An 18,688-nucleotide genomic window follows, 5' to 3' on the forward strand; every position below is an offset into this window, starting at 1 on the left:
CTGACTACGGTCAGGTAATGGACTCCGGCCTGGTCACGGGCGTCCGCCGGTTCAACCGGACGGTCACCCAGCGCATCGGCGCGCTCGACGACGCCTTCCTCGCCCGCGCCCGCCCGCTGGGCGAGGCGCGCGTGCTGTGGGAGATCGGCACCGCCGGGTGCGACGTCCGCGAGCTGCGGGAACGGCTCGACCTCGACTCCGGCTACCTCAGCCGGCTGCTGCGCGGACTGGAGCGCGACGGCCTGGTGCGCGTCGGGCCGAGCCCCGCCGACGGCCGCGTCCGCACCGCGCGGCTCACCGAGGCCGGGCGCGCCGAACGCGCCGCGCTCGACCGGCTCTCCGACGACGCCGCGGCCGCGCTGCTCGCCCCGCTGTCCGCCGGCCAGCGCACCCGGCTCGTCGCCGCGATGGCCGAGGTCGAGCGCCTCCTGACGGCCTCGGCGGTCACCGTCGCACCGTGCCCGCCCGCGCACCCGAACGCCCGGCACTGCCTGGACGCCTACTTCGCCGAGCTGGCCCGCCGGTTCGATGACGGCTTCGACCCGGCGCGCAGCATCTCCGCGGCCGACGCCGAGATGACCCCGCCGGCCGGGGTCCTATTGGTGGCCACGCTGCACGGCGAGCCGGTCGGCTGCGGCGCGCTGAAGGTCCGCGACGGCGCGCTCGCCGAGGTCAAGCGGATGTGGGTGGCGCCGTCGGCCCGCGGGCTCGGCCTGGGCCGGCGGCTGCTGGCCGAGCTGGAGGCGTACGCGGCCGGCCTCGGCGTCCGCACCCTGCGGCTGGAGACGAACCGCGCGCTCGACGAGGCGATCGGCCTCTACAAGGCGGCGGGCTACCGCGAGGTCCCGTCGTTCAACGACGAGCACTACGCCGATCACTGGTTCGAGAAGCACCTCCCGGGCCCACGTACCCTGGCCTAGTGCGGACCCGCCCCACCCTGACCTGGACGTCCCCGGACGCGCCGCTGCCCCGGACCTCGAGCCTCGACGAGCTCGCCGACGTCGTCGCACGCGGGCGCGTCGCCGTGCTCAGCGGAGCCGGGCTGTCGACGGAGTCCGGGATCCCCGACTACCGCGGCGAGTCCGGCAGCCTGCGCCGGCACACGCCGATGACGTACGACGAGTTCGTCACCAGCGCCGAAGGGCGCCAGCGGTACTGGGCGCGCAGCCACCTCGGCTGGCGCACCATCGCGCGCGCCGACCCGAACGACGGCCACCGCGCGGTCGCCGCCCTGCGCGAGGGTGGGTACTTCGGCGGCGTCATCACGCAGAACGTCGACGGCCTGCACCAGGCGGCCGGCACCGCGGACGCCGTCGAGCTGCACGGCAGCCTCGACCGGGTGATCTGCCTGGACTGCCGCGGCACCAGCCCGCGCGCCGAGCTGGACCGGCGGCTGCGCGCGGCGAACCCGGACTTCGGGGGCGCGGCCACGCGGATCAACCCGGACGGCGACGTCGAGCTGCCCGAGGACGTGGTCCGCCGGTTCACGCCGGTGCCGTGCGTCTCGTGCGAGGGCGTGCTCAAACCGGACGTCGTGTTCTTCGGCGAGAACGTCCCCCGGCCGCGGGTGGAGCAGTGCTACCGCCTGGTCGACGAGGCCGCCGCGCTGCTGGTGCTCGGCTCGTCCCTGACGGTGATGTCGGGCCTGCGGTTCGTCCGCCACGCGGCGGCCGCGGGCAAGCCGGTGGTGATCGTCAACCACGGCGAGACCCGCGGCGACCGGTACGCGTCGGTGCGCGTCGACCTGCCGCTGGGCCGGGCGCTCACCGAGCTGGCGGCTCGGCTGGGGTGCGCGGTCGGCGGGGATCGCGACCGAAGCGCGTGAGCAGCCGGTCCTGCCGGGACGCGGCGGGCGCGCCGGCCGGCGGGTCGGCGAAGACCCGGGAGTTCAGTGCCAGCCCCGCGAAGATGTCGTCGTAGCTCTCGTCGATCCACGCGACGAGACCGGGGTTGAGCGTCTCGTCGGCGCCGAGCGCGCGGGCGAGGTCCCAGGTGTGCACGGTGCTGTCGGCGGTGCGGACGGCCAGTGCGCGCCGCCCGGTGAGCTTGCCCAGCGGGTAGTCGACGACCCGGTCCAGCGCGCTCTCGTCGGCGAAGGCCTGGGCGCAGGCCCGCACCGACTCGGTGAACGCGGTCACGGGGTCGTCGCCGAGGGCGTCGGCGTCGCGGGCGGCCAGGAAGTCCTCGCGGGTGGCGCCGCGGAGAAGCCCGATGTAGTTGAGGTTGCCCCGGGTCATGTGGTTCACCAGGGCGCGGACGTCCCATTCGGTGCACGGCGTCGGCGCGGCCCAGCCGTCGGGCGGGATCGCGCGGACGTGCCGTTCGAAACCCTTGCTGGCGACGAGAAAGCGATCGAGGAGCATGCCCGCCAGTCTGGCCCGGTGCCGGGCGCCGCGCAGGCGGGTTTCGGACACCGTGGACGAGCCGGCCCGGGACGGGTTGGGGGAAACGCGCCCGGGGCCGGCTCTGCGACGGACCTCCACAGCCGGTCGTTGCCTGCAAGACGTCGCCACCGCCCCTGGCGTTACGCCTGCCGCAACCCCGTCCACGACCAGCGCGGCACCGCCAGTCCACCAGGCACTTCCCCGGCCGGGCCGCGGTAGGTGAGCACCTCCGCGACCGCCCACTCCATGTAGGACCGCAGCACGGCGCGGAACTCGGGGTCGGCGGGCAGGCCGGCGTCGTCCGCGGCCCGGACGAAGCAGTCGACGAACCGGCGGCCGAGGTCGCTCATGTCGCCGTTGCCCGCGTGCATCCGCAGCACCGCCGAGTGGTCGCTGCACTCGGCCGAGAACCGCGGCGGGCCGCCCATGACCTCGGCCCAGTACCACGCCAGCCGTTCGACGTGCCGGGGATTCTGCCCGGGGTGCGAGAACGGGTGGTTCAGCTCGGGGTCGGCCAGGCAGCGCTCGTGGTGGGCGGCGGCCAGCGCGAGGAACGCGGGGTCGCCGCCGGCGAAGTCGTACAGCGTCGGACGCACGCGTCGAGCCTGGCACGCCGGGCCGCCGGACGCCAGGACCTCAGCGCGCCGCGGCGGCCGCGCGCTCGGCGGCCGGGGTGAAGCCGCCGAACTTCTCCACCGCCCGCTGGACGTCTTCGGCCACGAGGTCGTGGTTCAGCGCGCCCGCCGCGGCCGCGCCCTGGGCCGCCGCGATGATCACCGTCGCCCGCGCGTCGGCGACGTTCCCGGCCGCCCACACGCCCGGCACGTTCGTCTTGCCCATCGCGTCGGTGGAACCTTCTTCGTAGCCGAGGCCGTGGAGCAGTTCGTCGTGCGGGACCGTCCGCGTGCGGATGAACAGCGCCACCCGTGGCACGAACCGCGTGCCGAGCTCGACCCCGGTGAGGTGCCCGTCTTCGCGCCGCACGGCCGTGACGGTCCCGTCGACGACCCGGATGCCCCGCGCGTCGAGCCGCGTACGGTCCTCTTCGGACAGTGGCGCGGTGTGCGGGAAGTACACGACGTCCGGCGACCACTGGCGCACCAGCAGCGCGTGCTCGACGCTCAGCTCCTCGGTACCGAGGACGCCGAGCGGCTGGTCGCGGACCTCGTAGCCGTGGCAGTACGGGCAGGTGACGGCGTCCGTGCCCCAGCTTTCGCGCAGGCCGGGGATCCCGGGCAGCTCGTCGTGGACGCCGGTGGCGACCAGGACGCGCCGGGCGGTCAGCTCCCGGCCGCTCGCCAGCTCGGCCGTGAAGCCCGCTTCGAGGCGGGTCACCTGGTCGTCGAGGACCTCGACGCCGTAGCCGGCGAGCTCTTCGCGGCCGATCTTGAGCAGTTCGGACGGCGGCAGGCCGTCGCGGGACAGGAACCCGTGCATGTGCCGAGCGGGCGCGTTGCGCGGCGAGCCGCCGTCGACGACCGCGACGCGCCGCCGCGCCCGGCCCAGCATCAGGGCGGCGCTCAGCCCCGCCGCGCCGCCACCCACCACCAGGACGTCATAGCTGTTTTCGGTCATGTCGCCACCATGGGCCGGGCATCGCGATTCCGACAACAAATGTTGCCGTTTCCGCAACGAGGGCGTTTCCTGGGGGGATGACGGACGCGATCACCCAGGCCCTCTCCGAGGTCGGCCCCCGCCTCAAGCGGGTCCGCACGCAGCGGCGGGTCACGCTGGCCGACCTCTCGGCCGCGACGGGCATCTCGAAGAGCACGCTGTCCCGGTTGGAGTCCGGGCAGCGCAAGCCGAGCCTCGAGCTGCTCCTGCCGATCGCGCAGGCCCACCAGGTGCCCCTGGACGAGCTGGTGGGCGCCCCGGAGGTCGGCGACCCCCGCGTCCGGCTGACCGCCCGCCGCCTCCCGCGCAGCAACGGCGCGTCGATGACGGTCCTGCCGCTGACCCGCCAGCCCGGCGCGCCCCAGGCGTTCAAGATGATCCTGGAACCGGAGACCGGCGAGCCCGACCCGCAGGTCCACGAGGGGTACGAGTGGCTGTACGTCCTGTCGGGCCGGCTCCGCCTGATCCTGGCCGACCGCGACATGACGCTGGGCCCGGGCGAGGCGGCGGAGTTCGACACGAGGCTGCCGCACTGGTTCGGCGCGGTCGGCCGGCCCGCGGAGATCCTCAGCCTGTTCGGGAAACAGGGGGAGCGGCTGCACCTGCGGGCCAAGTCCCGTTAGAACCCGATCGCTTCCCGCAGCAACAACACGGTGGCGCGGCCCGGCCGCGGTTCCGCGTTGAGGACCAGCAGGCGGTTGACGGCGCTGGGCCAGCCGTGGGCCTCCCGCGTGCGGGCGCTTTCCAGGGGCAGGCAGTGCTCCTCGACGCGGCGCAGCGCGGTTTCCAGGTCGGGCACGACCTTCTGCGCGCCGACGACCCAGATCGCCCGGGCGGCACCGCCGGCGTAGGCGGGCAGCTGGCTGCCGCTGCCCGAGGCGGCCACGAGCGAACCGGTTTCGGTGACGGCCGCAACGCTGCCCACGACGACGTCCGGGCACGCGAGCAGCCGCCGGATCTCGTCGGCGCCGGTTTCGCGGTCGAGGGCCAGCACCCGCGGCTTGACGGCCTGGTAGCCACCGGTCGCGTTGAGGTCGTCGTCGATGGCGGACCGGCGGAGGGTCTCGCTGGCGCCGGTGAACACGGTGGCCCCGGCCGGGACCAGCTCCTTGACGCGGATGCGCGCGGCGGCGGCGTCGTCGAGGATCTCCACGGCGAACCCGTGGGCGGTCAGCGCGGCGGCCGCGCGTTCCAGGCTGCCGGCGGGGGCCGGCTCGGCGAAGGGGGTCATGCTGGCTCCAGAACGTGGTCGGATCGCTTTCCCCGGTTCGACCACGCAGCCGCCCGGAACGTCAGGCCTCACATTCCGGGGCGCTGTCCGGTCGTACTGGTGACGGCGAAGGGAGCGCGATGACCACGTTGGACGCGGTGCTGGGCGAGCGGCGCCCGCTGATCGACCTCGCCTACCGCCTGCTGGGCAGCCTGGCCGAAGCCGAGGACGCCGTCCAGGAGGCCTACACCCGCTGGTGCGCGCTGTCCCCGGCCCAGCGGGACGCGATCGTGTCCCCGGGTGCCTGGCTGACGACGGTGACCGGCCGCATCTGCCTGACCGTCCTCGGCTCGGCGCGGGCCCGGCGCGAGACCTACGTGGGCGAGTGGATTCCCGAGCCCGTGCCCGCGGACCAGGGCGGTGACCCGGCCGACCGGGTCACCCTCGACGAGTCGGTCAGCATGGCGTTCCTGGTCGTGCTCGAGTCGATGACGCCGGCCGAGCGCGTCGCGTTCGTCCTGCACGACGTCTTCTGCCACTCGTTCGCGGAGGTCGCCGAGATCGTCGGGCGGACGCCGGCGGCGTGCCGTCAGCTCGCGTCTTCGGCCCGCCGCCGGGTGCGCGAGTCCCGCGGCGCGGCGACGCCGGTGGCCCGGCAGGCCGGGATCGTCCGGGACTTCAAACGGGCGTGGGAGGCCCAGGACATCGGTGCCCTGATCGGCCTGCTCGATCCGGGCGCCACCGCGACCGCCGACGGCGGCGGCCTCGCCACCACCTTCCTGCACCCCCTCGAAGGCGCCGAGCGGATCGCGACCGCCTGGGTCGAGCTGGCCCGCCGGCGGCCACCGGCCATGACGCTCCTGGAGCGCAAGGTCAACGGACGGCCCGGGCTGGTGGCCCGGGAAGACGGCGTCACCTTGACGGTGTTCGCGTTCGACGTCGCCGACGACCGGATCCGGCACATCTGGGTCGTCCGGAACCCGGAGAAACTCCGTCGCTGGACGGCTTAGGGGAGTTCTTCCGGCAGGCCGAAGCCGGCGTACATCTTCGGGTCGAGGAAGCCGATGATCTCGGTGACGCGGTCGCCGCGCAGGGTCAGCACGTTCACGCAGCCGATGCGGAAGACGCCGTCCGGGTGGCGCTGGTAGCACGCGAACGCGAGCTGGCCCGCGGCCCGGACCGGGACCAGCCGCCACGGCGTCGCGAAGACGTTGCCGGCGAGGAACCGGGCGACGTCGTCGCGGCCGTCGAACCACGCGGGCAGCGGGGGCATCGTGAAGCGGGCGTCCTCGGCTAGCAGTTTCAGCAGCGCCGGGACGTCCGCGCGTTCCCACGCCGCGACGAAGTCCGCCACCAGCGCGCGTTCCGCCTCCTCGCCGAGGGCGCGCAGCGTCGCCTGCTGGCTCTGCGCCGGCGCGTGCTCGTCGAGGGTCTTGCGCGCCCGCTGCAGCGCGCTGTTCACCGAAGTGACCGACGTGCCGAGCGCTTCGGCGACTTCCGCGGCCGAGAACGCGAGCACCTCGCGCAGGATCAGCACGGCCCGTTGCGTGCCGGGCAGGTGCTGCAGCGCGGCGATGAACGCCAGCTCGACGCTTTCGCGGAGTTCGAAACGGCGTTGGGGGTCCCAGTCGTCCTCGGGGTACGGCTCGACGAACGCCTCGCCGTCGACCGGCTCGGCGAGCGCGTCACCGGGGTTCGCCGCGGGGTGGAAGTCGCGCGGCAGCAAGCGTTTCGGGCGCTGCTTGATCAAGCGCAGGCAGGCGTTCGTGGCGATCCGGTAGAGCCACGCGCGCACCGAGCTGCGCCCCTCGAACCCGGCCAGCCCGCGCCAGGCGCCGAGCAACGCCTCCTGCAGCGCGTCTTCGGCGTCGTGCAGGGCGCCGAGCATCCGGTAGCAGTGCGCGCGCAGCTCGCTCTGGTAGGGCCGCACGAGCCGGTCGAACGCGCCGCGATCCGCGCGCCGCGCCGCTTCGAGGAGGTCGGCTTCGGTGTCCATGCGCGCATCCTGCCCGATGGTCAGCCGAGCTCGCGCTGCATCAGCAGGGTGTCGAGCCAGCGGCCGTGCTTGAACCCGACGCGCCGCAGCACGCCGGCGTCGGTGAAGCCGGCGGCGCGGTGCAGGTTCCGCGACGCGGGGTTGCCGGAGTCGACGACGACCGCGATCGCCTGCCGGGCACCGGCTTTCGCGCACCGCTCGAGCAGCTCGTCCAGCAGCCGCCGGCCGTGTCCGTGCCCGGCGGCCTCGGGTGCCAGGTAGATCGTCGTCTCCACCGTGTGCCGGTAGGCGGGCTTCGGCCGCCACGGCGCCGCGTACGCGAATCCGTCGACCTTCGTCCCGCGCAGAACGAGGAACGGCAGGTCGCTGATCTTCACCCGCCATTGGTCCAGGGTGGGCGGCGTGGTCTCGAACGTGAAGACGGAATCGGTGACGTAGGGCGCGAAGACCGCCGCGATGCCCTCGGCGTCAGCCTCGACGGCGTCCTCTATAGTGGACATGACAGGTATTATAGAGGAATGATCGATCCGGGTGTCCTCGGCCGCCGCCTGCACGACCTGCGGGCCGACCGCGGCCTGGCGCTGAGCGCGCTGGCCGCGCGGGCGGCCGTGAGCGTGAGCATGCTGTCGGCGATCGAGCGCGGCGAGAAAACGCCGACGGTGGTGGTGCTGTCTCGCATCGCCGACGGCCTGGGGCTGTCGCTGTCGCGGCTGCTGGCCGATCTGGAGTCGGATCGGGTGATCGTCCGCCGCGCGGCGGAGCAGGACCACGTCGCGGAGCCGGGTGGCTGGCACCGCACGGTCCTGACCCCGGTCGTCCCCGGGGTGAACTTCGAGTGGATCCGGACCACGTTGCCGGCCGGGTGCGACGCGGGGACTTTCCCGGCGTACGCGGCGGGTTCGCACGAGTTCGTGGCGGTCGAGTCCGGGGCGCTGTGGCTGGGTGTCGGCGCGGCCGAGTACGTCCTGGCGGCGGGGGACTCAGTCTACTTCCCGGCCGATGAGCCGCATTCGTACGCCAACCGCGGCGACGAGCCCTGCTCGTACCACGTCGCGGCGCTGGTGATGCGCTCACGCTTGACTCATCCGATCACTTCCTCCTAGCCTGATTTCGCGCATTCCCGATCCGCCGTCGGAACACCGCGTGGTGTTTCCGTCGTGACTAGGAAAGGGAGCATTCGTGAGCAGACCGTTGAGCCGTCGTCGGGCCGTCACCTGGGGAGCGGCAGCGGGCGCCGCGCTGCCATTCATCGGATCTCCGCCCGCCGGGGCGCAGGAGCTGGCCGCGGACGGCCGCGTCTTCGACGTCACGAAGTTCGGCGCCAAGGGCGACGGCCGCACCATCGACACCGCCGCGATCAACCGCGCGATCGACGCGGCCGCGGTCCGCGGCGGGACGGTGTACTTCCCGGCCGGCACGTACGCGAGCTATTCGATCCACCTCAAGAGCAACGTGGCGCTGTACCTGGCGGCGAATTCGACGATCCTCGCGGCCGTCCCGGCCGGCGGCAAGGGGTACGACCCCGCCGAGCCGGGCGCGGGCAACCCGTACCAGGACTTCGGGCACAGCCACTGGCACAACAGCCTGATCTGGGGCGAGAACCTGGAGAACGTCACCATCGAGGGGCCGGGCAAGATCGACGGCAAGGGCCTCGTCGCGGGCGGCAGCGCGGAGTCCGCGCCGCTCAACGGCAACAAGGCGATCGCGCTCAAGCTGTGCCGCAACGTGGCGATCCGCGACATCACGATCGTCAACGGCGGCCACTTCGGCATCCTCCCGACCGGCGTCGACAACTTCCGCATCGACGGCCTGGTGATCGACACCAACCGCGACGGCATCAACATCGACTGCTGCAAGAACGTCCGGATCGCCAACACGACGGTGAACTCGCCCAACGACGACGCGATCGTGCTGAAGAGCTCGTACGCGCTGAACCGGGTGCGGGACACGGAAAACGTCACGATCGACAACTGCTTCGTCAGCGGCTACGACCTCGGGACGCTGGTCGACGGCACGTTCAAGACGGCGTCGTCGTACGGGCGGACCGGCCGCGTCAAGTTCGGCACGGAGGCGAACGGCGGGTTCCGCAACATCGCGATCTCGAACGTGGTGTTCGAGCACTGCCGCGGCCTGGCGCTGGAGACGGTGGACGGCGGCTGGCTGGAGGACGTGACGGTCAGCAACCTGACGATGCGCAACGTCCAGATGCCGCTGTTCCTGAGGCTGGGCGCGCGGATGCGCGGGCCGGCGGGCATCCCGGTCGGCTTCCTGCGCCGGGTGAGCATCAGCGACGTCACGACGGTCGACGCGGACCCGCGGTACCCGTCGTGCCTCGCGGGCATCCCGGGCCACCCGATCGAGGACGTCAAGCTGAGCAATATCCGCCACCACCTGGCGGGCGGCCTCACCCCGGGCGACGCGGTCCAAAACCCCCCGGAGCTGGAGACGGCGTACCCGGAGCCGTCGATGTTCGGCACGCTCCCGGCGTACGGGTTCTTCATCCGCCACGCGCGAGGGGTCAGTTTGGACAATGTGGACGTCCGATTCGCGGCGCCGGACACGCGCCCGGCGTTCGTGGCGCGCGACGTCGCGGACCTGGACGTGCACCACTGCCGAGCGGACAAGGTGGCGGGAACGCCGACGTTCATCCTGGACGCCGTGGACGACTTCCGGGTGAGCGACGGGCGCCCGGTCCCGGAGGCGAAGGTCGAGCACGCGGACCACGAGGAGTTGTAGAGCCGTCCGGCCGGGCCCCGGCGCCGCCGCGGGACCCGGCCGGGTTTTGCCGTTTCGCCGCATTCCGGTCCACCGGCTTGCTAACGTCCGGCGGGTGAAGGTGTGGTGGTGCGGACTGGCGGTGAGCGCGGCGGTGCTGCTCGCGGCGTGCGCGGGAGGCGGATCGGGAAGCGGGCGCCTGATCCCGCCGACACCGTCCACGACGGACACCCCGGCAACGACCGGGAGCCCGGCGACCACCACGGCGCCGGTGACCACCACGACTCCAGCCGGTACGCAGACGCGAGCCCACACGTCGACGACGACGAAGAAGCCGACGACTCCTCGCCACACGACCACCCGCCGCCGGCCGCGCTGACCATGGCGGCGATCCGGCGACAACGACCGGACGGCGGTAACCCTTCGGCGGCCCTTCGTCGAGGGGGCCGCAAGCACCGAGCGCATCCGATCCGACCCTCACCATCGAGCCGACGTTGGCGATCTTCGCGGCCGCTGCCGGAACCGTCGATAAGCCGCCGGTGCGCAAGGTGCCGACCTGGAAGCCGGTGCGTCCGTCCCTGACCTCAGCGGCCCCGCAGGTCCGGGCGCGCCAAACCGATGCCCGCCAACGCGATCAGCGCCACCGCCACGACCGCGACGATCACCTCCAGCACCGGCACCCGGGCCGCGGTCGTCGTCAACGTGATGATGCTCGACACCAACAGCAGCACGCCCGCCGCCAGGCTGAGCCAGCACAGCGGGGCGGTCCTCGGGATCACGTGCCAACGGGTCTGCCCGGCCATCGCGCCTCCTCGTTCGGTTGACTTCCCGAAGCTGCCCCGATCGCGTGTCGATCAAACCGGTGAGCCGCCTACACGGAGTTGTCGCGTTCCTGCCAGCATCCGCGCACCGACGCCGGTCTACTCGGTCTCATGATCACCTCTCCGCGCAGCCGGTGGGCCGCCGTCGTGGCCGTGACCGTCGGGATCTTCGCCATCGTCACGACCGAGATCCTGCCGATCGGCCTGCTGAACCCGATCGCCGGCGACTTCGGCCTCGCGGCCGGGACGGCCGGCTGGACCATGACCGTCCCCGGCTTCGTCGCCGCCGTCGCCGCGCCGGTCGTCACCGTCGGCACCGGGCGGCTCGACCGGCGCACCATGCTGGCCGCGCTGATGCTGCTGCTCGCGGTCGCCGGGTTCCTCGCCGCGGCCGCGCCCACCTTCGCGGTCCTGCTCGTCGCCCGCTTCCTCGTCGGGCTCGTCATCGGCGGCTTCTGGTCGATCGGTTCGGGTCTGGCGCCCCGGCTCGTCGGGACGGCCGCCGCCGGCCGGGCGACCTCCGTGATCTTCTCCGCGGTGCCGCTCGGCTCGGTGCTCGGCGTCCCGCTGGGCACCCTCGTCGGGCAGCTCGCCGGGTGGCGGACGGCCTTCCTGGTGCTCGGCCTGCTCGCCCTCGCGACCGCCGCCGCCCTCCGGCTCGTGACACCGCCCCTGCCCGCGACCGGAGCGACCCGCGCGACCGTCCTGAAAGGACTGCTGACCCGGCGCGGAGTCCGAAGTGGACTCGCGGTGACCTTCCTCGTCGTGCTGGCCCACTTCGGCACCTACACCTACATCACGCCGCTGCTGCGGGACGTCGTCCGCCCGGAGGTGCTCAGCGGCTACCTCCTCGTCTACGGCGCCGCCGGGATCGCGGGCACCTTCCTGGCGGGAATGAACCGGCTGAACTTCACCACCGCGGCGATCCTGATCGCGCTCGCGACCGTGCTCCTGCCGCACGCCGGCCCGATCGGCGCGCTCGCGCTTCTCGTGGTGTGGGGTGTCGCCTACGGCGCCGTGCCGGTCTGCTCCCAAGCCTGGTTCGCGCGGGCGGCGCCGGACGCCCCGGAGGCGGCGACCGTCCTGTTCACCGCGTCCTTCCAGGCGACGATCTCCGCCGGCGCGCTGGCCGGCGGCTTCGTGGTCGACGCCGTCTCCCTGCCGGCTGTCATGACTGCCGGGGGTGTGGTGGCCCTCGCGGGGGCGGCGGTGGTTCAGGGAGCGCGGCGCACGGGAGCCCCGGCCCGCAGCGCCCGCGGGATCTCGGCGACCTCGTCGACGACTTCCAGCAGCCGGGCCAGGTCCTCCGCCGACGCCGTCGAATCCAGCTCGACCGAGTAGGTGATGCCGGTCGACGCCCAGGTCGTCGGGTCGAAGCCGCCCGAAGCCGTCACCCGGACGCCGGCCAGCTCGATCCCCAGCCTGTCCGCCTCGCGGTACACGTCGTTGAGGACGCACCCCGCCGCCGCGAGGCTCAGCAGGTGGCCGCCCGTGAACTCCGTCTCCACGCCGACCCCCTCGGACGTCCAGCGGTGGGGGAAACGCACGCCCGTTCCGCCGCGCAGGGTGCCGGCGCCGGCCACGACCTCGAATGCCATGGGAACAGTGTCGACGTTCCGTTGGCCGGAACACAAGGCTGTTCCGCTCGCCCCGCCCGGTGCGACGGTCGACGGCATGGCTCCCGTGAAAGCGGCGATCGTCGGCCCCGGCAACATCGGCACCGATTTGCTGGCGAAGCTGCGACGCAGTGAAGTGATCGAAGTCGGTTACGTGGTCGGCGTGGTCGAGTCCGACGGGCTCGAACGCGCCCGCGCCCAGGGGATCGAGGCCTCCGCGGAGGGCGTCGACTGGCTGCTGCGCCAGGATCCCCTGCCGGAGCTGGTGTTCGAGGCGACATCGGCGAAGGCGCACGCCGCCAACGCCCCGCGCTACGAAGAAGCCGGCATCCAGGCGATCGACCTCACCCCGGCGCACCTCGGCCCGATGGTGTGCCCGCCGGTGAACCTCGGCGCGCACCTCGACGCGCCCAACGTCTCGATGATCACCTGCGGCGGCCAGGCCACGATTCCCATGGTGCACGCGGTTTCCCGCGTGACGCCGGTGCCGTACGCGGAGATCGTCGCGTCGGTGGCTTCGCGCGGCGCAGGACCCGGCACCCGCGCGAACATCGACGAGTTCACACGCACGACGTCCAGCGCGGTCGCCGAAGTCGGCGGCGCCGGGCGCGGCAAGGCGATCATCATCCTCAACCCCGTCGAGCCGCCGATGATCATGCGCGACACCGTGTTCTGCGCGATCGGGCTCGACGCCGACCGCGACGCGATCACCGCGTCCATCCACGAAATGGCCGAAGAGGTCCGGAAGTACGTGCCCGGCTACACGCTGCGCGCGGACCCGCAGTTCGACGACGCGCGCGAGGAGTGGGACGGCAACGCGCGGGTCGGGATCTTCCTCGAGGTCCGCGGCAACGGCGACTACCTGCCGGAGTACGCCGGGAACCTCGACATCATGACCGCCGCGGCCGCCCGGGTGGGCGAGCTGATGGCCCGTGCCAAGCAGGAGGTGCCCGCGTGACAAGGCCGGAACTCGAGCACGACGTGCGGATCGTCGACACGACGCTGCGCGACGGCAGCCACGCGATGGCGCACCGCTTCACCGAACAGCAGGTGCGCGACACCGTGCGCGCGCTGGACCGCGCCGGCGTCGAAGTGATCGAGGTGACCCACGGCGACGGCCTCGGCGGCTCGTCGTTCACCTACGGCTTCTCCGCCGTCGACGAGCTGAAACTGATCTCGGCGGCCCGCGAAGAGGCGAAGCAGGCGAAGATCGCCGTGCTGCTCGTGCCGGGGATCGGCACGGCCGAAGACCTCCAGCGCGCGTTCGACGCGGGCGCGGAAATGGTGCGGGTGGCGACGCACTGCACGGAGGCCGACGTCTCGCCGCAGCACTTCGGATTGGCGCGCGAGCTCGGCATGGAGACCGCCGGCTTCCTGATGATGGCGCACCGGACGCCGCCGGAGGATCTCGCGAAGCAGGCGCGGATCATGGTCGACGCGGGCTGCCAGGCGGCGTACGTGACGGACTCGGCGGGCGCGCTGCTGATGCACGAAGCCCGCGCGCGGTTCGAGGCGCTGGTCGCGGAAGTCGGCGACACGGCGTGGGTCGGCTACCACGGCCACCAAAACCTCTCGCTCGGCGTCGCGAACTCCGTCCTGGCGTACGAGGCCGGGGTGCGCTACATCGACGGGTCGCTGTGCGCGCTCGGCGCGGGGGCCGGGAACTCGCCGACCGAGGTGCTCGCGGCGGTGTTCGACCGGCTCGACATCGACACGGGCCTCGACGTCGGCGGGCTGCTCGACGCGGCCGAGGAAGTCGTCCGCCCGTACCTGGACCGCTGGCCGAAGATGGACCGCAACGCGATCGTTCAGGGCTGGGCGGGGGTGTATTCGAGCTTCCTGCTGCACGCCGAGCGCGCGGCGGAGCGGTACGGCGTGCCGGCGCAGGCGATCCTGCGCCGCTGCGGCGAGCTCGCGCTCGTCGGCGGCCAGGAGGACATGATCATCGACGTGGCGGTGACGCTGGCCGCCGAGGGCTAAGCCGCGAACCGGTCGAGCGCGGCGAGCTTCCAGCCGCGTTTGACGTCGCTCCCGCGGTGCCCCGAGTGGTCGTCGACGAGCAGCTGCGCGCCCGGCCACGCCTCGGCGAGCTCGACCGCCGTGGTCACCGGGCAGCTGAGGTCGAGCCGGCCGTGGATCAGCACACCCGGGATGCCGGCGAGCCGGCCGGCATCCCGGATCACCGCGCCTTCCTCGAGCCACCCCGCGTTCGCGTAGTAGTGCGTCGTGAGGCGGACGAACGCGTGGGCGGCCTCGGAGAGCGGCGCGTCGCTCACCGGGGGCGCGCCGGGTTCGAGGGACAGGACCACCTCTTCCCACCGGCACCACGCGGCCGCCGCGCGCTGCCGGACGACCGGGTCGGGGTCGGCCATCAGCCGCGCGTACGCGGCGACGTCGTCCTCGGCGCCCAAGCTGAACCGCGCCCACTCCTCGGGGAAGAACCGGCGCACCCCGCGGTAGAGCCAGTCGATCTCCGACCGGCGCGTGGTGCTGATCGCGCTCACCACGATCTCCGAAACCCGCTCCGGGAACCGCTCGGCGTACACGAGCGCGAGCGTCGTGCCCCACGAGCCGCCGGTCACCAGCCAGCGCTCGATGCCGAGGTGCTCGCGCAGCTTCTCCAGATCGGCCACCAGGTGGTCGGTCGTGTTGGCGTGCACCGACGCCGTCGCGTGCGGCGTGCTCCGGCCGCAGCCGCGCTGGTCGAGCAGGACGACCCGGTAGCGGGCGGGGTCGAACGCGCGCGCCATGCCCGGCGCGCTGCCCTGGCCCGGCCCGCCGTGCAGGAAGACCGCGGGCTTGCCGGCCGGGTTCCCGTAGGTCTCCCAGTGGACGCGGTGGCCGTCGCCGACGTCGAGGAGCCCGTGGTCGTAGGGCTCGGTCAACGGGTACAGCTCGGCCATCGCGGGTGTCCTCTTTCGGTCGACGTCCGGTCTTGACCGGTTCGCGGTTCGCTTCCGACCGCCAGAATCGGTCCCGATGATCATTCCACTTCTGCTGAGGGGACTTCGATGAAACGCAGGATCTTCGCCGCGGCGGTCGCGTGCGCGGCCGGGTTCGCCGGGCTGCTGGGCGCCGCTCCGGCGGCGCAGGCGGCGACGGCGGTGACGTTCACCCCGCGCACGGTGACCTCGCCGCACGAGACGCAGTACGTCGCCGCGCTGGGCTCGGTGCAGCTGTCGATGACGGCGAACCAGACCGCCTACGTCTACTCGACGCTGCGCGCGAACAACGCGTCGAACACGACGCTGATCGACAACGAGGTCCGCTGTTCGAGCACGAGCGGCTGGACGAAGAACGAGGTGCTCGGGCAGAACGTCATCATCGCGAGCGCCACCGGCACCCCGGCTTCGCTGCGGGACATCAACGTCACGACGCGGTTCCTGGTCCACCCGGGCGCGGCGGGCACCGTCACGTGCACGACGTACCTGCGCAGCGCCAACCTCGGGCTGGGCAACTCGACCGTGAACCTGGCGAGCGGCGAGCTGAAGTTCGCGGACACCAGCGTCGCGAACACGACCGCCGGCACGCCGCCGCAGGCGGACGACGGGGACACGCCTCCCGGCCGCGTCATCGGCCTCAGCTCCGCGGCCCCGACCGTCCGCGAGCCGGCCACGGACATCTTCGAAATGGCGCCGGTGACCGGGCTCAGCGTGTTCGGCGACATGGAACTGATGGCGTGCTACCCCGAGCCGACGGGCGGCTGCCCGGTGAACAGCATGACCGCCCGGGTGACGCTGTTCGTCAACCAGTGGAAGGCCGACGGCACGCTGTGCAAGTCGGATGCCTCGTCGAGCGTGACGGCGCTGGTCCGCCGGGACGTCCACCACTACGTCGTCCCCCTGAACACCCGCTTCACGGCGGCGACGGGCAACGGCTGCGTGCCGAAGTTCAACTTCTACGTGAAGACGGACTGGGTGAGCGGCTCGACGGGCGCGGTCCAGATGGCGTCGGGCGGCCTGCCCGACGCGTCCGGCTCGACGGTGAAGCACTACGACGCGATGAGCCACGCCTTCGCGGTCGCCTACTGAAAACCATTGGGGCGCGCCGGTTTCCCGGCGCGCCCCTCGGCGTCAGGCGGGCTCGCCGAACCAGCGGTGCAGCGAGTCGGCCAGGCCGGTCGTCGCGCCGTCCTCGCAGGCCCAGGCGATGTAGCCGTCCGGCCGGACCAGGACCCCGGTGAGGGACGGCTCGCCGACGCACTTCGCCGTCAACGTCGTCACGTGTTCGGTCCAGCCGCGCGCGGTTTCGCGCAGCTCGGCGTTCTCGGCGAGGTCGAGCAGGAGCGCCTTGCCGTCCTGCAGGTGCTCGCCGAGCCGGGTGCCGTCGGCGAACGCGAAGTCGGGCGCGCCGCGGCCGGTGAGGTCGTGCTCGCCGTCGATCGGGTACCGGTGCAGGACGCCGGACAGCTTCTTGGCCAGGTAGGTCGCGCCGTCGTCGGTGAGCAGCAGGTCGGTGACGATCTGGCGCAGCGCCTTCGTCCGGACGTCGCTGCGCATCAGCGCGACCTGCGCCCGGGTCCACTCGAGGACCCACTCGCCGATCGGGTGCCGTTCGGTCGTGTAGGTGTCGAGCAGGCCGTCCGGCGCGGTGCCGTGGATGGTCGCGGCGAGCTTCCAGCCGAGGTTGACGGCGTCGCCGATGCCGAGGTTGAGGCCCTGCCCGCCGAAGGGGGAGTGGACGTGCGCGGCGTCGCCGGCCAGCAGCACACGGCCCTGGCGGTAGGTGGTCGCCTGCCGCGCGTTGTCGGTGAACCGCGTCGCGCTGTGCACCTTGGTCACCCGGATGTCGGCGCCGGAGACGCGCCGGAAGCTTTCTTCGAGCTCCTCGGCGGTGATCGGGGTGTGCCGGTCCTCGGGCGGCCCGTCGAACTCGACGGTCAGCATCCGGCCGGGCATCGGCCCGTGGACGTAGAGGCCGCCGTTGCCGTGCTGCCAGCCCGCGGGGAGCGCCTCGGCGCCGGTGAGCTCGGCGAGCGCCTGCCGTCCGGTGATGGCGGGCTCGGTCCCGGGGAACTCGAACCCGGCCTGCTTGCGCACGAAGCTGCGGCCGCCGTCGGCGCCGACGAGCCAGCCGGCGCCGATTTCGCTTCCGTCACCGAGCCGCACGGTCACGCCGTCGTCGCCGGCGTCGAACCCGGTCACCTCGACCCCGCGCCGGATCTCGGCCCCGAGTTCGAGAGCGCGCGCGGCGAGGACCGCTTCGACGGCCTGCTGCTGGATCACGACGACCCGGGAGGCGGGCCCGACCTCGCGGAAGGCGGGATCGTCGAAGTGGACCCCGCTGGAGGCGACCATGATCCCGGCGAAGTGCCCCACCGGGATCGTGGCCTTCGGCCCACCACCGCCGCGTGACTTCATGAACGCCTCGATCTGCTTGGCGTTCTGCCGCACGATTTCGTCCACCGCGGGCAGCAGGCCCCGGCGGTAGAAGGCCTCGGCGGTCGTCAGGTTGACCGCCCCGGCCTTGATCGTCAGGTCGGGCTCGCTGAGCCGCTCGACGACCAGCACATTCACGTTCCTCAGCCGGAGTTCGCAGGCGAGCATCAACCCGACCGGTCCGCCCCCGGAGATCACCACATCCGTGTTCATGGCTCCGATGATGCCCCGAAACTTTTACCGAGTCAAACTTTGTGCCCGGTCTATACTCTCGGCTCATGGCGGATCACGGACTGCGCGAGCGCAAGAAGCGGGCCACCCGCGCGCTGATCTCGAACGTGGCCACGGGCCTGTTCATCGAGCGCGGCTTCGAGGAGGTGACGGTGGCCGAGATCGCCGAGGCGGCGGGCGTGTCGAAGATGACGGTGTTCAACTACTTCCCCCGCAAGGAGGACCTGTTCCTCGACCGCCACGCGGACCGCTTGGCGGAGCTGACCGAGGTGGTCCGTTCCCGCCCGGCGGGGGTATCGCCGGTGGCCGCGTTGCGCGCGCACCAGCACGCGCTGCTGGCTTCGGGGCACCCGCTGTCGGGAGCCATCACCGGCGGCCCGGGGTTCTGGTGGGTGCTGACGTCGAGTCCGGCGCTGATGGCCCGGTGGTACGAGCAGGAGCGGGAGATCGCTTCGGCGTTCGCGGAGGTGTTCGTCGCGGAGACGGGGGAGGTGTTCCGCTCCCGCATGGTGGCGGGGCTGTTGACATCGGCGATCACGACGGTGTTCTCGCACGCCATGGGGCGGATCGTGGCGGGGGAGGACGCGGATCTCGTGCGGCGGGAGCAGGTCGCGGTGATCGACCAGGCCTTCGACCTGGTGGAACGCGGAGTGGGTGACTTCCCGGACTCATCGCGGTAACTCGCTGGGCCGATCGGGCGGTGTTGCGGGCCACGGCTTGAAG

At 72.6% G+C, this 18,688-nt stretch carries 21 protein-coding genes and 1 pseudogene; 12 read left to right on the forward strand and 10 right to left on the reverse strand.

The window, feature by feature from the left end; all coding sequences use genetic code 11:
• Positions 1-17: 17 nt before the first annotated feature.
• Positions 18-920: a GNAT family N-acetyltransferase gene (locus ACIRSS_RS10420; RefSeq protein ID WP_400893039.1), complete on the forward strand. Its 903-nt coding sequence runs from the start codon at positions 18-20 to the stop codon at positions 918-920.
• Complete coding sequence (locus ACIRSS_RS10425) at positions 920-1,825, forward strand: NAD-dependent protein deacetylase (RefSeq protein WP_400893041.1); 906 nt, start codon at positions 920-922, stop codon at positions 1,823-1,825. Before ACIRSS_RS10420 ends, ACIRSS_RS10425 begins: the two co-directional genes overlap by 1 nt.
• On the opposite strand, the gene ACIRSS_RS10430 is transcribed toward ACIRSS_RS10425, so the two are convergent.
• The 3 genes from ACIRSS_RS10430 to ACIRSS_RS10440 form a co-directional block, all read right to left on the reverse strand.
• Positions 1,764-2,363, reverse strand: coding sequence for a TIGR03086 family metal-binding protein (locus tag ACIRSS_RS10430; protein WP_400893043.1), 600 nt, complete (start codon positions 2,361-2,363; stop codon positions 1,764-1,766). The two genes, ACIRSS_RS10425 and ACIRSS_RS10430, sit on opposite strands and share 62 nt — an antisense overlap.
• Positions 2,364-2,524: 161 nt before the next feature.
• Positions 2,525-2,980: a group II truncated hemoglobin gene (locus ACIRSS_RS10435; RefSeq protein WP_400893045.1), complete on the reverse strand. Its 456-nt coding sequence runs from the start codon at positions 2,978-2,980 to the stop codon at positions 2,525-2,527.
• A 40-nt stretch (positions 2,981-3,020) separates the two neighbouring features.
• Positions 3,021-3,959: an NAD(P)/FAD-dependent oxidoreductase gene (locus ACIRSS_RS10440; RefSeq protein WP_400893047.1), complete on the reverse strand. Its 939-nt coding sequence runs from the start codon at positions 3,957-3,959 to the stop codon at positions 3,021-3,023.
• A 77-nt stretch (positions 3,960-4,036) separates the two neighbouring features.
• Here ACIRSS_RS10440 and ACIRSS_RS10445 point away from each other — a divergent pair, with 77 nt between their 5' ends.
• Complete coding sequence (locus ACIRSS_RS10445) at positions 4,037-4,621, forward strand: helix-turn-helix domain-containing protein (protein ID WP_400893050.1); 585 nt, start codon at positions 4,037-4,039, stop codon at positions 4,619-4,621.
• Here the strand turns inward: ACIRSS_RS10445 and ACIRSS_RS10450 are convergent.
• Positions 4,618-5,229 (reverse strand): LUD domain-containing protein, encoded by a 612-nt coding sequence (locus tag ACIRSS_RS10450; protein WP_400893053.1) that lies wholly within the window; start codon positions 5,227-5,229, stop codon positions 4,618-4,620. The genes ACIRSS_RS10445 and ACIRSS_RS10450 overlap by 4 nt on opposite strands.
• A 119-nt stretch (positions 5,230-5,348) precedes the next feature.
• On the opposite strand from ACIRSS_RS10450, the gene sigJ reads away from it, so the two are divergent.
• Entirely contained in the window at positions 5,349-6,218 is an 870-nt protein-coding gene (gene sigJ / locus ACIRSS_RS10455) for an RNA polymerase sigma factor SigJ (protein WP_400893056.1), read from the forward strand.
• On the opposite strand, the gene ACIRSS_RS10460 is transcribed toward sigJ, so the two are convergent.
• Positions 6,215-7,204: a sigma-70 family RNA polymerase sigma factor gene (locus tag ACIRSS_RS10460; RefSeq protein ID WP_400893058.1), complete on the reverse strand. Its 990-nt coding sequence runs from the start codon at positions 7,202-7,204 to the stop codon at positions 6,215-6,217. The genes sigJ and ACIRSS_RS10460 overlap by 4 nt on opposite strands.
• A gap of 20 nt (positions 7,205-7,224) precedes the next feature.
• The gene (locus ACIRSS_RS10465) at positions 7,225-7,704 is read right to left on the reverse strand and encodes a GNAT family N-acetyltransferase (protein WP_400893060.1); all 480 of its coding nucleotides are present in this window, start codon (positions 7,702-7,704) and stop codon (positions 7,225-7,227) included.
• A gap of 18 nt (positions 7,705-7,722) precedes the next feature.
• Between ACIRSS_RS10465 and ACIRSS_RS10470 the strand changes: the two genes are divergently transcribed.
• From ACIRSS_RS10470 to ACIRSS_RS10480, 3 genes are all read left to right on the forward strand, one after another.
• Complete coding sequence (locus ACIRSS_RS10470) at positions 7,723-8,307, forward strand: helix-turn-helix domain-containing protein (RefSeq protein ID WP_400893062.1); 585 nt, start codon at positions 7,723-7,725, stop codon at positions 8,305-8,307.
• Between the two features lie 136 nt (positions 8,308-8,443).
• On the forward strand, positions 8,444-9,940 hold the full coding sequence (locus ACIRSS_RS10475; RefSeq protein ID WP_400893430.1) for a glycoside hydrolase family 28 protein: 1,497 nt from the start codon (positions 8,444-8,446) through the stop codon (positions 9,938-9,940).
• A 94-nt stretch (positions 9,941-10,034) separates the two neighbouring features.
• Positions 10,035-10,298, forward strand: coding sequence for a hypothetical protein (locus ACIRSS_RS10480; protein WP_400893064.1), 264 nt, complete (start codon positions 10,035-10,037; stop codon positions 10,296-10,298).
• 205 nt (positions 10,299-10,503) lie between these two features.
• On the opposite strand, the gene ACIRSS_RS10485 is transcribed toward ACIRSS_RS10480, so the two are convergent.
• Positions 10,504-10,722, reverse strand: coding sequence for a hypothetical protein (locus ACIRSS_RS10485; RefSeq protein WP_400893066.1), 219 nt, complete (start codon positions 10,720-10,722; stop codon positions 10,504-10,506).
• A gap of 129 nt (positions 10,723-10,851) precedes the next feature.
• Between ACIRSS_RS10485 and ACIRSS_RS10490 the strand changes: the two genes are divergently transcribed.
• Positions 10,852-12,081, forward strand: a complete 1,230-nt coding sequence (locus ACIRSS_RS10490; protein ID WP_400893069.1) for an MFS transporter — start codon at positions 10,852-10,854, stop codon at positions 12,079-12,081.
• On the opposite strand, the pseudogene ACIRSS_RS10495 reads toward ACIRSS_RS10490, so the two are convergent.
• A pseudogene (locus tag ACIRSS_RS10495) lies at positions 12,030-12,455 on the reverse strand (OsmC family protein); the annotation flags it as partial. The gene ACIRSS_RS10490 and the pseudogene ACIRSS_RS10495 overlap by 52 nt on opposite strands.
• Between ACIRSS_RS10495 and ACIRSS_RS10500 the strand changes: the two are divergent.
• A complete protein-coding gene (locus ACIRSS_RS10500) occupies positions 12,415-13,314 on the forward strand; it encodes an acetaldehyde dehydrogenase (acetylating) (RefSeq protein ID WP_400893072.1) in 900 nt (299 codons plus the stop codon). The pseudogene ACIRSS_RS10495 and the gene ACIRSS_RS10500 overlap by 41 nt on opposite strands.
• Entirely contained in the window at positions 13,311-14,336 is a 1,026-nt protein-coding gene (gene dmpG / locus ACIRSS_RS10505; RefSeq protein WP_400893074.1) for a 4-hydroxy-2-oxovalerate aldolase, read from the forward strand. The genes ACIRSS_RS10500 and dmpG overlap by 4 nt, the downstream gene beginning before the upstream one ends.
• On the opposite strand, the gene pip is transcribed toward dmpG, so the two are convergent.
• The gene (gene pip / locus ACIRSS_RS10510) at positions 14,333-15,259 is read right to left on the reverse strand and encodes a prolyl aminopeptidase (protein WP_400893077.1); all 927 of its coding nucleotides are present in this window, start codon (positions 15,257-15,259) and stop codon (positions 14,333-14,335) included. The genes dmpG and pip overlap by 4 nt on opposite strands.
• Before the next feature lie 108 nt (positions 15,260-15,367).
• On the opposite strand from pip, the gene ACIRSS_RS10515 reads away from it, so the two are divergent.
• Positions 15,368-16,387 (forward strand): hypothetical protein, encoded by a 1,020-nt coding sequence (locus ACIRSS_RS10515; RefSeq protein WP_400893079.1) that lies wholly within the window; start codon positions 15,368-15,370, stop codon positions 16,385-16,387.
• Between the two features lie 42 nt (positions 16,388-16,429).
• Here the strand turns inward: ACIRSS_RS10515 and ACIRSS_RS10520 are convergent, their stop codons facing one another.
• Complete coding sequence (locus ACIRSS_RS10520; protein WP_400893081.1) at positions 16,430-17,947, reverse strand: FAD-dependent monooxygenase; 1,518 nt, start codon at positions 17,945-17,947, stop codon at positions 16,430-16,432.
• Between the two features lie 65 nt (positions 17,948-18,012).
• Between ACIRSS_RS10520 and ACIRSS_RS10525 the strand changes: the two genes are divergently transcribed.
• Entirely contained in the window at positions 18,013-18,645 is a 633-nt protein-coding gene (locus tag ACIRSS_RS10525; protein WP_400893084.1) for a TetR/AcrR family transcriptional regulator, read from the forward strand.
• The last annotated feature ends 43 nt before the right edge of the window (positions 18,646-18,688 follow it).

The organism is Amycolatopsis sp. NPDC101161 (genome assembly GCF_044768185.1).
In the GTDB taxonomy this organism is placed as follows: Bacteria; Actinomycetota; Actinomycetes; order Mycobacteriales; family Pseudonocardiaceae; genus Amycolatopsis.

Coding starts and splice junctions, on each gene's coding strand:
- ACIRSS_RS10500 (WP_400893072.1), top strand. CDS start 12,415: ATGGCTCCCGTGAAAGCGGCGATCGTCGGCCCCGGCAACATCGGCACC.
- ACIRSS_RS10420 (WP_400893039.1), top strand. CDS start 18: ATGGACTCCGGCCTGGTCACGGGCGTCCGCCGGTTCAACCGGACGGTC.
- ACIRSS_RS10485 (WP_400893066.1), bottom strand. CDS start 10,722: ATGGCCGGGCAGACCCGTTGGCACGTGATCCCGAGGACCGCCCCGCTG.
- ACIRSS_RS10440 (WP_400893047.1), bottom strand. CDS start 3,959: ATGACCGAAAACAGCTATGACGTCCTGGTGGTGGGTGGCGGCGCGGCG.
- ACIRSS_RS10520 (WP_400893081.1), bottom strand. CDS start 17,947: ATGAACACGGATGTGGTGATCTCCGGGGGCGGACCGGTCGGGTTGATG.
- ACIRSS_RS10470 (WP_400893062.1), top strand. CDS start 7,723: ATGATCGATCCGGGTGTCCTCGGCCGCCGCCTGCACGACCTGCGGGCC.
- sigJ (WP_400893056.1), top strand. CDS start 5,349: ATGACCACGTTGGACGCGGTGCTGGGCGAGCGGCGCCCGCTGATCGAC.
- ACIRSS_RS10465 (WP_400893060.1), bottom strand. CDS start 7,704: ATGTCCACTATAGAGGACGCCGTCGAGGCTGACGCCGAGGGCATCGCG.
- pip (WP_400893077.1), bottom strand. CDS start 15,259: ATGGCCGAGCTGTACCCGTTGACCGAGCCCTACGACCACGGGCTCCTC.
- ACIRSS_RS10490 (WP_400893069.1), top strand. CDS start 10,852: ATGATCACCTCTCCGCGCAGCCGGTGGGCCGCCGTCGTGGCCGTGACC.
- ACIRSS_RS10430 (WP_400893043.1), bottom strand. CDS start 2,363: ATGCTCCTCGATCGCTTTCTCGTCGCCAGCAAGGGTTTCGAACGGCAC.
- ACIRSS_RS10515 (WP_400893079.1), top strand. CDS start 15,368: ATGAAACGCAGGATCTTCGCCGCGGCGGTCGCGTGCGCGGCCGGGTTC.
- ACIRSS_RS10525 (WP_400893084.1), top strand. CDS start 18,013: ATGGCGGATCACGGACTGCGCGAGCGCAAGAAGCGGGCCACCCGCGCG.
- ACIRSS_RS10445 (WP_400893050.1), top strand. CDS start 4,037: ATGACGGACGCGATCACCCAGGCCCTCTCCGAGGTCGGCCCCCGCCTC.
- ACIRSS_RS10460 (WP_400893058.1), bottom strand. CDS start 7,204: ATGGACACCGAAGCCGACCTCCTCGAAGCGGCGCGGCGCGCGGATCGC.
- ACIRSS_RS10450 (WP_400893053.1), bottom strand. CDS start 5,229: ATGACCCCCTTCGCCGAGCCGGCCCCCGCCGGCAGCCTGGAACGCGCG.